This is a genomic window from Cryobacterium sp. 10S3, assembly GCF_034344045.1.
Classification (GTDB): Bacteria; Actinomycetota; Actinomycetes; order Actinomycetales; family Microbacteriaceae; genus Cryobacterium; species Cryobacterium glucosi.
On sequence record NZ_CP133773.1, the window covers coordinates 2,948,943 to 2,961,594 of the forward strand.

At 68.8% G+C, this 12,652-nt stretch carries 13 protein-coding genes; 3 read left to right on the forward strand and 10 right to left on the reverse strand.

Features of this window, described 5'->3' with window-relative positions; genetic code table 11:
* The first annotated feature begins 99 nt into the window (after positions 1–99).
* Positions 100–1,422 carry a DUF4032 domain-containing protein gene (locus RHM57_RS13690; protein WP_134450029.1) on the forward strand — a complete coding sequence of 441 codons (1,323 nt, stop codon included), beginning with the start codon at positions 100–102 and terminating at the stop codon, positions 1,420–1,422.
* Positions 1,423–1,498: 76 nt separating this feature from the next.
* Here the strand turns inward: RHM57_RS13690 and rlmB are convergent, their stop codons facing one another.
* The 4 genes from rlmB to RHM57_RS13710 form a co-directional block, all read right to left on the reverse strand.
* On the reverse strand, positions 1,499–2,593 hold the full coding sequence (gene rlmB / locus RHM57_RS13695) for a 23S rRNA (guanosine(2251)-2'-O)-methyltransferase RlmB (protein ID WP_134450028.1): 1,095 nt from the start codon (positions 2,591–2,593) through the stop codon (positions 1,499–1,501).
* Positions 2,593–4,008, reverse strand: a complete 1,416-nt coding sequence (gene cysS / locus RHM57_RS13700; protein ID WP_134558856.1) for a cysteine--tRNA ligase — start codon at positions 4,006–4,008, stop codon at positions 2,593–2,595. Before cysS ends, rlmB begins: the two co-directional genes overlap by 1 nt.
* On the reverse strand, positions 4,005–5,264 hold the full coding sequence (gene ispD, locus RHM57_RS13705; RefSeq protein WP_322140975.1) for a 2-C-methyl-D-erythritol 4-phosphate cytidylyltransferase: 1,260 nt from the start codon (positions 5,262–5,264) through the stop codon (positions 4,005–4,007). Before ispD ends, cysS begins: the two co-directional genes overlap by 4 nt.
* Positions 5,265–5,391: 127 nt before the next feature.
* Complete coding sequence (locus RHM57_RS13710) at positions 5,392–5,874, reverse strand: CarD family transcriptional regulator (RefSeq protein WP_035879449.1); 483 nt, start codon at positions 5,872–5,874, stop codon at positions 5,392–5,394.
* A 178-nt stretch (positions 5,875–6,052) separates the two neighbouring features.
* Between RHM57_RS13710 and RHM57_RS13715 the strand changes: the two genes are divergently transcribed.
* Positions 6,053–6,532, forward strand: a complete 480-nt coding sequence (locus RHM57_RS13715) for a hypothetical protein (RefSeq protein ID WP_134450025.1) — start codon at positions 6,053–6,055, stop codon at positions 6,530–6,532.
* Between the two features lie 129 nt (positions 6,533–6,661).
* Here RHM57_RS13715 and RHM57_RS13720 read toward each other — a convergent pair whose 3' ends face one another.
* Together RHM57_RS13720 and RHM57_RS13725 are read right to left on the reverse strand one after the other, a co-directional pair.
* Positions 6,662–7,342 (reverse strand): response regulator transcription factor, encoded by a 681-nt coding sequence (locus RHM57_RS13720; protein WP_134450024.1) that lies wholly within the window; start codon positions 7,340–7,342, stop codon positions 6,662–6,664.
* Positions 7,339–8,493, reverse strand: a complete 1,155-nt coding sequence (locus tag RHM57_RS13725; protein ID WP_322137230.1) for a sensor histidine kinase — start codon at positions 8,491–8,493, stop codon at positions 7,339–7,341. Before RHM57_RS13725 ends, RHM57_RS13720 begins: the two co-directional genes overlap by 4 nt.
* A 180-nt stretch (positions 8,494–8,673) precedes the next feature.
* On the opposite strand from RHM57_RS13725, the gene phoU reads away from it, so the two are divergent.
* Positions 8,674–9,336 carry a phosphate signaling complex protein PhoU gene (gene phoU, locus RHM57_RS13730; protein ID WP_134450022.1) on the forward strand — a complete coding sequence of 221 codons (663 nt, stop codon included), beginning with the start codon at positions 8,674–8,676 and terminating at the stop codon, positions 9,334–9,336.
* 110 nt (positions 9,337–9,446) lie between these two features.
* On the opposite strand, the gene RHM57_RS13735 is transcribed toward phoU, so the two are convergent.
* The 4 genes from RHM57_RS13735 to RHM57_RS13750 all read right to left on the reverse strand — a co-directional run bounded on the left by RHM57_RS13735 (position 9,447) and on the right by RHM57_RS13750 (position 12,603).
* Entirely contained in the window at positions 9,447–10,193 is a 747-nt protein-coding gene (locus RHM57_RS13735; RefSeq protein ID WP_322137229.1) for a phosphoglyceromutase, read from the reverse strand.
* A gap of 46 nt (positions 10,194–10,239) precedes the next feature.
* Positions 10,240–11,421, reverse strand: a complete 1,182-nt coding sequence (locus tag RHM57_RS13740) for a folate-binding protein (protein ID WP_322140976.1) — start codon at positions 11,419–11,421, stop codon at positions 10,240–10,242.
* Between the two features lie 67 nt (positions 11,422–11,488).
* On the reverse strand, positions 11,489–12,148 hold the full coding sequence (locus RHM57_RS13745) for an FABP family protein (protein ID WP_134450019.1): 660 nt from the start codon (positions 12,146–12,148) through the stop codon (positions 11,489–11,491).
* Between the two features lie 191 nt (positions 12,149–12,339).
* Complete coding sequence (locus RHM57_RS13750) at positions 12,340–12,603, reverse strand: hypothetical protein (protein ID WP_134450018.1); 264 nt, start codon at positions 12,601–12,603, stop codon at positions 12,340–12,342.
* Positions 12,604–12,652: the final 49 nt, after the last annotated feature.

Consider the following 12,652-nt stretch of genomic DNA (forward strand, 5'->3'; position numbering starts at 1 on the left):
CCACAATTGCCTCGGTGAAGCGGATGCCTCGACCCGGGACAGCCCCTGTCCGCGGGGCATCCGGCACCGGCCGCCAACCCGCACCGGTAGGCTCAATCCATGAGCGGTTCTGTCAATATCACCTCGGCCACGGCCGACCCGGCCCTCCTCGACCTGCCCTGGCACCTGCCGCTGGATGCCTGGCCGAACGAGAACATCGCCGCCCTGCCGAAGGGCCTGTCCCGTCACCTCGTACGGTTCGCGCACCTCAGCGGTCGCGTCGTCGCGATCAAGGAAACCACGAGCGAGATGGCCAAGCGCGAGTACGAAATGCTCCGCACCCTCCAGGGACTCGAAATCCCCTGCGTCGAGCCGCTCGCCGTGATCACGAACCGCACCAACGAAGACGGCGAGCCGCTGAACTCGGTCCTCGTCACCCGGCACCTCAAGTTCTCACTCCCCTACCGCGCCCTGTACTCGCAGACGCTGCGACCGACGACCGCGACCCGCCTCGTTGACGCCCTCGCCCTCCTGCTCGTGCGCGTGCACATGGCCGGCCTGTTCTGGGGCGACGTCTCGCTCTCGAACACGCTCTTCCGCCGCGACGCGGGCGCCTTCGCCGCCTATCTCGTCGACGCGGAGACCGGGCAGCTCTACCCGGGCGGCCTGTCCAAGGGCCAGCGCGAGAACGACCTCGAGATCGCCAGGGTCAACATCGCCGGCGAACTGATGGACCTCGAGGCCGGCGGCCGCGCCGCTGACGAACTCGACCCGATCCGGGTCAGCAACGGCATCGTGAACGCCTACCGGCTGCTCTGGACCGAGCTGACCGGCTCCGAATCCTTCGCGAGTTCCGAGCGCTGGCGCATCACCGAACGCGTCGAGCGCCTGAACGACCTCGGCTTCGACATCGAGGAACTCGCCATCAAGACTGATGCGACAGGCTCGACCGTGCGCATCCAGCCCAAGGTCGTGGACGCGGGGCACCACCAGCGCCGCCTGCTGCGGCTGACCGGCCTCGACGCCGAGGAGAACCAGGCCCGGCGCCTGCTCAACGACCTCGACGCCTATCGCCTCGCATACGGCGACCCGGCGAGCGACGAAGAAGCCCTCGCCCACGAGTGGGTCGTCCGGGTCTTCGAACCCGTCATCCGCGCGATTCCGCGCGACCTCAAGGGCAAGCTCGAGCCGGCAGAGGTGTTCCACCAGCTGCTCGACCACCGCTGGTACATGGCCCAGAACCAGTCCAGGGACATCCCGCTCGCCGAAGCGGTCACGTCCTACGTGCAGGATGTCCTGCGTCACCGCCGCGACGAGGCGACCGTGATCGAACCCGCGACCGGGTCCATCACGCTTCCGATCGACGTCACGAACGACGACGTCGCCGCAGGCGCCGGCGACACCAGCGCTGACGACGCCCAGGACTGGCGCCTCAAGGTCTAAACGTCCGGTCGGGCGACGTCCGGATGCCGCGGTCCGCGGCATCCTCCGTCATGGCGAACCCTGACCCGGTGACGGGTCAGGCGGTGGCGGCTGCCTTGGCGGCGGCGAGCTTGACGGCCTTCGCGACCTTCGCTGCCGCGCGCAGGCGGGAGATCTCGTAAAGCGTGACGCTCGCGGCGATGCCGGCGTTGAGGGACTCGGTGCTCGCGCTGATCGGGATCGAGACGATCGCGTCGCAGGTTTCGGTGACGAGGCGCGACAGGCCCTTGCCCTCGCTGCCGACGACGACGACGATCGGGCGCTCCGCGAAGCCGAGGCCGAGCTCGGGCAGCGAGGTGTCCCCGCCGCCGTCGAGGCCGATCACAAGCACACCGACCTCCTTGAGCGACTTGAGCGTCTGGGTGAGGTTGCTCGCCATGGCGACGGGCGTGCGCGCCGCCGCACCGGCGGAGGTCTTCCACGCGGAAGCCGTGACGCCGACCGACCGGCGCTGGGGCACGATCACGCCGTGGCCGCCGAATGCCGCGGTCGAACGGATGATGGCGCCCAGGTTGCGGGGATCGGTGATGCCGTCGAGGGCGACGAACAACGGCTTGAAGCCGCGGCTGATCGTGAGCTCGAGGAGCTCCATCGGGTGCGCGTACTCGTACGCGGGCACCTTGAGCGCGAGGCCCTGGTGCACGGCGTCGCGGCCGGCGAGGCGGTCGAGTTCCGGGCGCATCACTTCGAGCACGGGGATGCCGCGGCCCGTCGCGAGGGTCAGGACCTCCTTGACCCGGTCATCCATTTCAATGCGGGTTGCGATGTACAGGGTGCTCGCGGGGATCTTCGCGCGCAGGGCCTCGAGCACCGAGTTGCGCCCGGTGACGATCTCATGCTCGTCGATCGACTTCGCCTTGCGGGTGGAGGTGCCACCGCCGCCGGAGTTGGCGGTGGAGCGCTGCCCGCCCTGCGAACCCGTCGTGGGGCGGCTGCGGCCACCGCCGGCCGCTGCGAAGCGGTCCTGGGCGGCCTTGCGCTTCCCGGCGGGGTGGTACGGACGGTCTTCGGCCTTGGGCGTGGGCTTCTTACCCTCGAGGGCCTGGCGGCCCTGTCCGCCGGAGCCGACCTGGGGGCCGCGGCTGCCCTTGCGCACGGACCCGGTGCGAGCCTTGCGGTCTGTGTTCTTCATCAGTCAAAACTCCAATGCGCACCCGAGGGGGTGTCTTCGATGGTAATTCCGGCGGCGACGAGCTCGTCCCGGATACGGTCTGCGGCCTTGTAGTCGCGGCTTTCCCTGGCGGTCTCCCGGTCGGAGAGCAGGCGCTCGACGAGGGCGGTGAGTGCGACCATGGCTGGTTCGTCCGTCGCGACGGCCCAGCCGGGCGACAGGGGGTTGATGCCGAGGACCTCGCTCATGGCGAGCACCTGGCCACGGGCGGCGGCGGCGGCGCGCAAGTCTTCGGCGTCGAGCGCCGCGTTGCCGGTGCGCACGGTCTCGTGCAACACGGCGAGGGCCTGGGGCACGGCGAGGTCGTCGTCCATGGCGACCGCGAACTCGTCGGGGACGAGCTCGACGCCGCTCGAGGCGAAACGCGTCTCGGCGAGGCGGCGGTCGGCCCTGTCGAGGAAGCTCTCGATGCGTTCGAGGGCGGCTTCGGCCTCGGCAAGGGAGTGGTCGGTGTAGTCGATCGTGGAGCGGTAGTGCGCGGCTCCGAGGTAGTAGCGCACGACGATGGCCCTGGCCTGATCGAGCAGCTCGGCAGCAAAGACGGAGTTGCCGAGGGACTTGGACATCTTCTGGCCGTGCACGTGCACGAGACCGTTGTGCATCCAGTACTTCGCGAACGCGTCGCCGGCCGCCGTTGACTGGGCGAGTTCGTTCTCGTGGTGCGGGAACCGCAGGTCGAGGCCGCCGCCGTGGATGTCGAAGCCCGCGCCGAGGTAGCGGCTCGCCATCGCGGAGCACTCGATGTGCCAGCCGGGCCGGCCTGGTCCCCAGGGGGATGGCCAGGACGCCGAGGCCGGTTCGTCGGCCTTGTGACCCTTCCAGAGGGCGAAGTCGCGCGGGTCGTTCTTGCCACGCGGGTCGGCGTCCGCCGCCGCTTCCATGTCGCCGCGACCCTGGCGGGTGAGCGCCCCGTACTCCGCCCAGCTGTTGGTGTCGAAGTAGACGTCGCCGGAGCCGTCGGCCGCCGGGTACGCGTGGCCGCGGTCGATCAGTCGGGTGATCAGGTCCTGCATCTGCTGGATGCTCGCGGTCGCACGTGGCTCGTACGTGGGGGCGAGGATGCCGAGACGCTGGTACCCGGCCGTGAACTCGAGTTCGTAGCGGTAGGCGAGCGCCCACCACTGCTCTGCGGTGCCTGCCGCGTTGGCGAGGATCTTGTCGTCGATGTCGGTGACATTGCGGATGAACGTGACGTCGAAGCCGCGGTAGGTGAGCCAGCGCCGAAGCTGGTCGTAGACCAGGGCGCTGCGCAGGTGGCCGATGTGCGGAGAGGACTGCACGGTCGGCCCGCACACGTAGATTCCGACCGCACCGGGGGTCGTCGGGATGAAGTCACGCAAGGCCTGGGCCCGGGAATCGTACAGTTGGATCGTCACACGTCCCAGCTTAGAACAGGGCCGGTTTCCGGCAGCGGGATGAGGGGCACGATGAGGGCCGTCGCGACGGCCGCGATGCCCTCGCCGCGCCCGGTGAAACCGAGCCGGTCCGTCGTCGTTGCGGACACGCTGACCGGCGCGGACAGGATCCCGCTGAGGTATTCCTCGGCCTCGAGTCGGCGCGGGCCGACCTTCGGGCGATTGCCGATGATCTGGACGGTGACGTTGCCGACCCGGAACCCGGCCGCGGTGACCCGGCGGAGGGTTTCGCGGAGGAACACGTCGCCGTGCGCACCTTCGAGACGCGGGTCGGCCACGCCGAAGACACCGCCGACGTCGCCGAGGCCGGCCGCGGACAAGAGCGCGTCGCAGATGGCGTGCACGGCGGCGTCGCCGTCGCTGTGCCCGGAGAGGCCGCGCTCCCCCCGCCAGTGCAGGCCGGCGAGCCAGAGCGGCGCGGCATCGTCGTACCCGTGCACGTCGAGGCCCGAACCGATCCGCGGTGACGGCGCCTCGGCCTGCTGGCCGACCGCGGCGGCATCCGTGCGGGCACGCTCGTCGAGGAGGGCCTCGGCCCGGTGCAGGTCCCACGGGGTCGTGATCTTGAACGCGAGCGGGTCTCCGGGGATGACCCCGACCGGATGTCCGGCGGCCGCGACGATTTCGGCGTCGTCGGTGGGGGTGCTCGCGGGGTCTGCGGCGCTCATGGCGGCGAGCAGCACGCCCCGGGGAAAGCCCTGCGGCGTCTGCACGGCCGAGAGGGCCGAACGGTCGACCGTCGCGCGGATGGTGCCCTCGGCGTCGACGTGCTTGATGGTGTCGACGAGGGCGAGACCGGGGACGATGCCGTGCCCGGTCGACCGCACAGCGGCGACGACGGCGTCGCACAGTCCGGCGGGGGTGAGGGCGCGGGCGGCATCGTGCACGAGGACGGTCTCGACGCCCGGGCGCAGCACGGCGAGGCCCCGGTTGACGGAGTCGGCACGGGTGGGGCCGCCCACCACGACGTCGACGTACGACGCGGCAGCCCTGGCGGCGGATGCCGCGATCACCCCGGCCTCCGAGAGGTGACTGTCCGGCGCCACGACGATCACCTGGGCGGGTTCGACCATTCCGAACACGGAACCGAGCGCCCGCTCGAGGAGCGTGCGGCCCCTGAGCAGGACGAACGCCTTCGGCTCCGTCGCTCCGAGCCGGGCGCCACTGCCCGCGGCGACGACGATGACCGCGACCGCGGGGGCTGCGTATTCAGTCATGTCTGGAGGCTATCTGTTGGAGGGCGGATGCTGCGGGATAGTTCGCACCGGAACGTTCACACCGGAACGTGCGAAAGGCGGCACCTCGCGGCGCCGCCTTTCAGCGTGTGAAGAAAGTCAGGGTGGGTCAGGAAGCCAGAACCTCGTCGAGGACCGTTGAGGCCTTCTCTTCGTCGGTCTTTTCGGCGAGGGCCAGCTCGCTGATCAGGATCTGACGGGCCTTGGCGAGCATCCGCTTCTCACCGGCGGACAGGCCGCGGTCCTGGTCGCGGCGCCACAGGTCGCGAACGACCTCTGACACCTTGATGACATCGCCGGAGGCGAGCTTTTCGAGGTTGGCCTTGTACCGGCGGGACCAGTTGGTTGGCTCCTCGGTGAACGGGGCGCGCAGCACCTCGAACACCTTGTCGAGGCCCTCACGACCGATCACGTCGCGCACGCCGACGAGGTCGACGTTCTCGGCGGGAACCTCGATGGTGAGGTCGCCCTGAGTGACGTTGAGCTTCAGGTACAGTTTTTCCTCACCCTTGATGATCCGCGTTTTCACTTCCGTGATTGTCGCGGCACCGTGGTGGGGATAAACGACGGTTTCGCCTACTTCAAAAAGCATGTATGGATATCCCTTCAGCAACGTCTAGGATACCACAGCGAGGGGTGGTAGGGTTTGCGACCCTGACCGGGGCATGGGCCGGCGGGGCCACGAGGCCGGCCTCCCCGATACGCTAGGCTCGAAGCGAAATCTGCGGCGTTCGCGCCTTCAGGCGCACCGTCGAACTGTTGGAGGTCTTGTGAGGGCTCGAGTCTTGCTGTCCGTGTTGCTGACGGCCGGTATCCTGCTGGGTACCAGTGGATGCAACCTGCTGGCCCCGCAGTCAACGACCAAACACTACGACGCGAGCGACGGGGTCAGCGGCAACGTCGGCGACCTGCAGGTCCGCAACGCGATCGTGCTCTCGACGGACGGAAAGACCGGGAGCCTCCTCGTCACCGTGGTCAACCCGAGCGATTCAGCGCACAGCCTGTCCGTGCAGTACACGGCCACGACCGGCAAGGTCACCCAGCAGCTCACCCTGAAGCCGCAGTCGAGCACCGCGATCGGTGCGACCGGCGGCCCCGTGATCACGCTCGAGAACATCGACGCCCCGCTCGGCTCGCTGTTCCCCGTCTACTTCCAGTACGGCACCGAGACCGGCCTCCAGTTGCTCACGCCGGTACTCGACGGCACGCTCCCCCAGTACTCGACCCTGCTGCCGACCACGGCGCCGTAGCGCCCGGCAGACGCAGTTCCGGCCAGACCGGGTCAGGCCGGAACTGGTCGAGCCCGACCGGTTCGAACCAGACCGGTTCGAACCAGACCGGGTCGAGTTAGGCCGGGTCCGGCGTCGAAGCGGACCGGGTCAGGCCTCGAAGCGGTAGCCGAGGCCACGCACGGTGACGAGCATGGTCGGCTCTGACGGCGTCGCCTCGATGCGCGAGCGGATCCGCTTGATGTGGACGTCGAGGGTCTTTGTGTCGCCGAAGTAGTCGGTGCCCCAGACCCGGTCGATCAGTTGGCCGCGGGTCAACACCCGGCCGGCGTTCCGCAGCAGGAACTCGAGAAGCTCGAACTCCTTGAGCGGCATGTTCACTACGGTGCCGCTCACTGCGACCGTGTGGCGTTCGATGTCCATCCGGACGGTGCCCGCCGTGAGCATGTTCTCGTCGTCCTCGGTCTGGTCGGTGCGCCTACGTGACACCGCACGGATGCGCGCGAGCAGTTCCCTGGTCGAGTACGGCTTGGTCACGTAGTCGTCCGCGCCGAGTTCGAGTCCGACGACGATGTCGACCTCGGAGTCCTTCGCGGTGAGCATGATGATCGGGACCTGGGAGCGGGTGCGGATCTCGCGGCACACTTCGGTTCCGGGGATGCCGGGGAGCATCAGGTCCAGCAGGATCAGGTCGGGTCCGATCCGGTCGAATTCGCTGATGGCGCTCGGCCCGTCCTCGGCGACGGTGACCTCGTAGCCTTCGCGTTCGAGCAGGAAGCTCAACGGCTCGCTCAGCGCTTGTTCGTCCTCAACCAAAAGAATGTGGGTCACGGGGTCTCTCCTGTTGTGGCCAGGGCGATGTGACTCGCCTCAGGCAGCCGGATGGTGAACGTCGAACCGCTGCCCGGTTGGGACCAGACGCGGATGTCGCCGCCGTGGATCTGCACGATGTGCTTCACGATGGAGAGGCCGAGGCCCGTTCCACCGGTGTGACGGGACCTAGCCTGGTCGACCCGGAAGAATCGTTCGAAGATGCGGTCGAGGTCGGCCTCCTGGATGCCGACGCCCTGGTCGGTCACCGTCACCTCGACGACGCCGTCGTGGTGACGCACTCCCACACCCACCCGGGATCCCTCAGCGGAGTAGTGCACCGCGTTGGCGACCAGGTTGTGCACGGCCATCACGAGGAGGCGTTCATCGCCCGTGACGAGGGCACCGGAGGGCTGGCCGACGGCGAGCGTGATGCGTGCGGCATCCGCAACGACCCTGCTCTGGTCGACGGCAGCCGCGACGACGTCGTCGATCGGGAGGTCTTCCGGCTCGGACAGGGAGTCCTGTGCCTGGAGCCGGGAGAGCTCGATGATCTCCTGCGTCAGCCGGGTCAGGCGCCCGGACTCCGTCGTGAGCCTGCTGGCGAACCTGCGCACCTGCACCGGCTCGTCGGCGGCCTGGTTGAGCGCCTCGGCGAGCAGGCCGACGGCGGCGATCGGGGTCTTGAGTTCGTGGCTGATGTTGGCCACGAAGTCGCGGCGCACCTCGTCGAGGCGGAAGGCCTCCGTGCGGTCTTCGGCGAGCAGCAGCACGTAGCGGGTGCCGAGCGTGGCCAGGCGCACGCGCACCCGCATGCTCGCGTCGCCGAACGGCCCGCGGGAGAGGATCAGGTCTTCGGCGATCGGTTCCCCGGAGCGCCGCACCTTACCGGCGAGCTCGAGGAGTTCCGGGTGCACGATCTGCCGGTTCCAGACCATCCCCATCGACACGGCGGCCGGGGATGTCTTCATCACATTGTTGGAGGGGTCGAGCACGACGGCCGCGGTGTCAAGTGCGTCGAGGACCTGGTCGATGCCGTCCGGCACGGCCGGGTTGACCACCTCGGAGGCGCGACGGCCGTGGCGTTCCGCGATCTGGAGCAGGCTGATGAACCCGGCACCGACCATGAGGCCCAGTGCCAGAGACACCAGCACGAGCCACGATGATTCCATTCCACCAGATTACTGACACAAAAAAGCGGAACGAACCGTGCCGGGCCGCTGGGCGGCTACTTTAGGTAGTATTCAACACTCCGGCACCTGCCGTTAACCTCTGTCGACAAAGATTCGCTGGGGGCCAGGTGGTTTCCACGTTTCTGCGCGTATCGCGCGCCCAGGAAGGAACACAGACGTATGCGTGAAGTATTCCAGCAGGAGCTCGCCGAGGTTCAGGACCGCCTCGTCGAGATCTCCCGTCTCGTCGGCATCTCGATCGCGAAGTCGACCAGGGCTTTCAACGAGTCCGACGTCAACCTCGCCGAAGAGGCCATCAGCGAAGACGACAAGATCGACGAACTCACCATCGAGCTCGACGAACTCGCCATCACGATCCTGGCGCGCCAGCAGCCGGTCGCCCGCGACCTGCGCATCGTGGTGAGCGCCCTCCGGATCAGTTCGTCCCTCGAGCGGATGGGCGACCTCTCCACCCACATCGCGCAGCTCGCCCGCTACCGCTTCCCCGACAAGGTCGTTCCGCAGAGCCTGCGGGGCACCTTCGGCGAGATGGGCGCCCTGCTCGTGACCATTTCGACGATGCTCACCGAGTTGCTCACCACCCAGGACGTCAAGCTCGCCGAGGTCATCCGCAACGAAGACGACAAGGTCGACGCCCTGCACCTGAGCGTCTTCGACGCCGTCCTCGCGGAGACCTGGAAGGGCGAGGCCGCCGACACGGTCGACTCGACCCTCGCGAGCCGGTATCACGAGCGCTTCGCCGACCACGCCGTCTCGATCGCCAAGAAGATCCAGTACCTCGGCACGGGCGCCTGGCAGCAGAGCACGACCGGCGTCCAGTAGTCCGCCCGCACCACTCGAACCGCCGCACAACCGAAACGGCCCCGGAAGCGAATGCTTCCGGGGCCGTTTTCGGTGGGGACTGTCGATAGCGGACTAATGGTGCGGGAGTGCTACTTCTTGCTGCCCTGGGCGGCGACGGCCGCGGCACCGGCGGCGGCGGCCTCGGGGTCGAGGTACTGGCCTGGACCGATCGGGACGAGGTTCTCGTCGAGGCGGTAGACGAGCGGGATTCCGGTCGGGATGTTGAGCTCGGCGATGTCCGCGTCGCTGATGTTGTCGAGGTGCTTCACGAGGGCGCGCAGCGAGTTGCCGTGGGCGGTGACGAGAACGGTCTTGCCTGCACGGAGGTCCGTCGCGATATCGGACTCCCAGTAGGGCAGCATCCGGTCGACGACGTCGCTCAGGCACTCTGTGCGGGGCAGCTCCTCGCCGAGGCCCGCGTAGCGCGGGTCGTGCGCCTGGGACCAGGGGGAATCGTCGGCGAGCACGGGCGGCGGCACGTCGAAGGAGCGGCGCCAGAGCTGGAACTGCTCCGGGCCGAACTTGGCGAGGGTCTCCGCCTTGTCGAGGCCCTGCAGGGCGCCGTAGTGGCGCTCGTTGAGGCGCCAGGAGCGCTTCACGGGGATCCAGAGGCGGTCGGCTTCCTCGAGCGCGATGTTCGCGGTCTGGATGGCGCGGCTAAGGAGTGACGTGTGCAGGACGTCGGGCAGGAGGCCGGACTCTGCGAGGAGCTCGCCGGCGCGCTTGGCCTCGGCAGCTCCCTGCTCGCTCAGGCGAACGTCTACCCAACCGGTGAAGAGGTTCTCTTGGTTCCATAGGCTCTGGCCATGGCGAAGGAGGATGAGATTGTATGACATGCCTCCAACTCTATCGAGAGCCGGGCCGGTGGTCGGTGGCCGGGGGTCAGTGCCCGGGGGTGCGGATGCCCAGCCGGGGCAGCCGGGGGATCTCGGCGACCGAGCCGGCCGACTGCGGAACGATGACCTGCTGGGTCGCGGCGACCGCGATCTCCTCGCTCAGCACCTGGAGCACGACCGTTGCAGGCACGGTGCGTTTGACGACAGCGAGGGCGATCGGCCCGAGCTCGTAGTGGATAGCACTCGAGGTGATCGAGCCGACGCCGCGACGCTCCGTTTCGCCGTCGGGAAGCCGGCGGACGGCCTGGACTTCGTCGCCGTGCACCGGCAGCACGCCCTGGGAGCCGTCGAGGTGGAGAAGAACGAGCCGTCGCGGGGGGTGCCCGAGGTTGTGCACCTTCGCGACGGTCTCCTGGCCGCGGTAGCAGCCCTTGTTCAGGTGCACGGCGCTGCGCAACCAGTCGAGTTCGTGCGGGAGGGTCCTGTCGTCGACCTCTGTCGCCCGGCGTGGCCGCCAGGCCGCGATCCGGAGCGCCTCGAGGGCGAGCAGGCCGGCCGCGCGCACGGTGCCGCGGCGGACGGCCAGGGTCACGGCGGGAAGCGCGGTGCGGGGCACGAGGGCCTCGGTCCAGTGCCAGTCGGCGCCGGGATGCGCGGGGTCTTCCGCGTACTGGAAGCCGCCGGTGACGACGGCAGCCCACGGGTCGTGCCAGACGAGGGGGGTTCCGTTCGGCGCGGCGGGTTCGAGCGCGGGCGAGGCCGCGGCGAGGTCGCCGATGCTCCCCATCGTGCCGATGACGGCGTACTCATCGGTGCGGTCGCGCAGTTCGACCCGCAGCATGAAGCGCATCCGGTCGAGCCACGTAAGCAGTGCGGGCAGTTCGGCGGCCTCGACGACGAGCCACGCCTCCATGCCGTCGTCGACGAGCCGCACCGCGTGCTCGACGTGCCCGGTCGGGTCGAGCACGAGGGTCTCGGCCGACTCCCCCGGCTGCAGAAAGCGCAGTTCCTGGCTCGTGATCGAGTTGAGCCAGGTCAGCCGGTCCGGGCCGGAGACGCCGAGCACCGCACGATTGGAGAGGTCGACGATGGCCTCGCCGGCGAGCAGGTGACGCTGTTCGATCATCGGGTTGCCGTAGTGGGCGGCGACGCCGGCATCGGGGCCGGTCGCCTGCACGGCGCCGGGCAGGTCGAGCAGGACTGAAGCGGATGCTGTCGGCGGGGTCATGAGGACTTCTTCCGGGGTTTGCGTGACGCGGAGGCGCACATCGGGGACAACGCGGGAACCGCCGGGATTATTCGACCCGCTTGAGGCGGCCGGATGCGTGCGTGCGCAGGCTCTGGCCGAGGGCGGCGATGTCCCACGCCCAGAGCAGGTGGCCGTCGACGAGACCGTACAACCGGGTCGCGGCCGAGTACGCCTTCGCGCCCTGGGTGCGCATCACCGCGTCGGTCGCGAGGTCGATCCGCGGCCCCTTGACCTGTCCGAGGTAGATCTCGGCGGCACCGCCGGGATGCACGAGCGTCACGTCGATGTCGAAGCCGCCGTCCGCATTGCGGAGCGTCTCCACGGCGGACGCCGTCGTATAGGGGTGCTCGCCCTCTGCCGGCAGCAGCCCGGGCCCTGGGTCGCCGGCGCCCTGGGGGCGACTCAGGCGCCAGTACCCTGTCTCGGTCATGAGCGGGGTCTTCCCGACGAAGCCGGACGCGGCCCCGTCGACCGCCTCGGCGTCGTCGTCGACGCTCGCTGCGGCATCCGCTTCAAGCCAGGTGTATGAGCTGTAGTTCAGGTGCGGGAGGCCGTCGTGGCTGAAGCTCAGCCGCTGGCCGAACTCACGTGAGACCCGATGACCGTCCGGCAGGGCATAGTCGATGACACCTGACCCCTCCCAGACGCCGAGGAGCCACGAGAGTGGGACGAGTTCGGACGGGAGCTGGGTCGGGAGCTCGAACATCGAGGGCTACCGCTGCCCCCGGAACAGCTTGAACAACACGATGCCGGAGACCCAGGCGATCGACAGGCTCGCGAGCGCGAGGAGGCCCAGGAAGAAGATTTCGAGCGCGAGGATTGACATGACACCACCTTAGCTCCCGGCGAGAGCCGAAACGCCTGCGCGCGGGTACCCGGCGCGGCTTTACCAGTTCGTTACAGAAGCCCGGCGAGCGCGAAGATTCCGGTCGCGGCGGCGAGGACGAGGACCGCGCCGACGAGGCTCAGCGTGACCCGGTGCACGTAACCCTCTTTTTGGCCGGTCGCGAGCTGGATGGAGAGGGTGCCGATGGTGCACCCCGCGAGGGAGAGGCCGATCCACACGAGGGAACGACCGGGCGCCGCGAGGGCCCCGGTGAGCACAGAACAGACCACGGCGAACGCCCAGACCAGGCCGACGCTTCTCCACTGCCACTTCACTCTTCCATTGTGCCCTGCCAGGGGAGCAATCGGCTGCACGTGGCTGCAC

What these genes read in the sequence shown, in the direction of transcription:
- RHM57_RS13690 (WP_134450029.1), top strand. Translation starts at nt 100, where the DNA reads ATGAGCGGTTCTGTCAATATCACCTCGGCCACGGCCGACCCGGCCCTC.
- rlmB (WP_134450028.1), bottom strand. Translation starts at nt 2,593, where the DNA reads ATGAAGAACACAGACCGCAAGGCTCGCACCGGGTCCGTGCGCAAGGGC.
- ispD (WP_322140975.1), bottom strand. Translation starts at nt 5,264, where the DNA reads ATGACTGAATACGCAGCCCCCGCGGTCGCGGTCATCGTCGTCGCCGCG.
- RHM57_RS13710 (WP_035879449.1), bottom strand. Translation starts at nt 5,874, where the DNA reads ATGCTTTTTGAAGTAGGCGAAACCGTCGTTTATCCCCACCACGGTGCC.
- RHM57_RS13725 (WP_322137230.1), bottom strand. Translation starts at nt 8,493, where the DNA reads ATGGAATCATCGTGGCTCGTGCTGGTGTCTCTGGCACTGGGCCTCATG.
- phoU (WP_134450022.1), top strand. Translation starts at nt 8,674, where the DNA reads ATGCGTGAAGTATTCCAGCAGGAGCTCGCCGAGGTTCAGGACCGCCTC.
- RHM57_RS13735 (WP_322137229.1), bottom strand. Translation starts at nt 10,193, where the DNA reads ATGTCATACAATCTCATCCTCCTTCGCCATGGCCAGAGCCTATGGAAC.
- RHM57_RS13740 (WP_322140976.1), bottom strand. Translation starts at nt 11,421, where the DNA reads ATGACCCCGCCGACAGCATCCGCTTCAGTCCTGCTCGACCTGCCCGGC.
- RHM57_RS13745 (WP_134450019.1), bottom strand. Translation starts at nt 12,148, where the DNA reads ATGTTCGAGCTCCCGACCCAGCTCCCGTCCGAACTCGTCCCACTCTCG.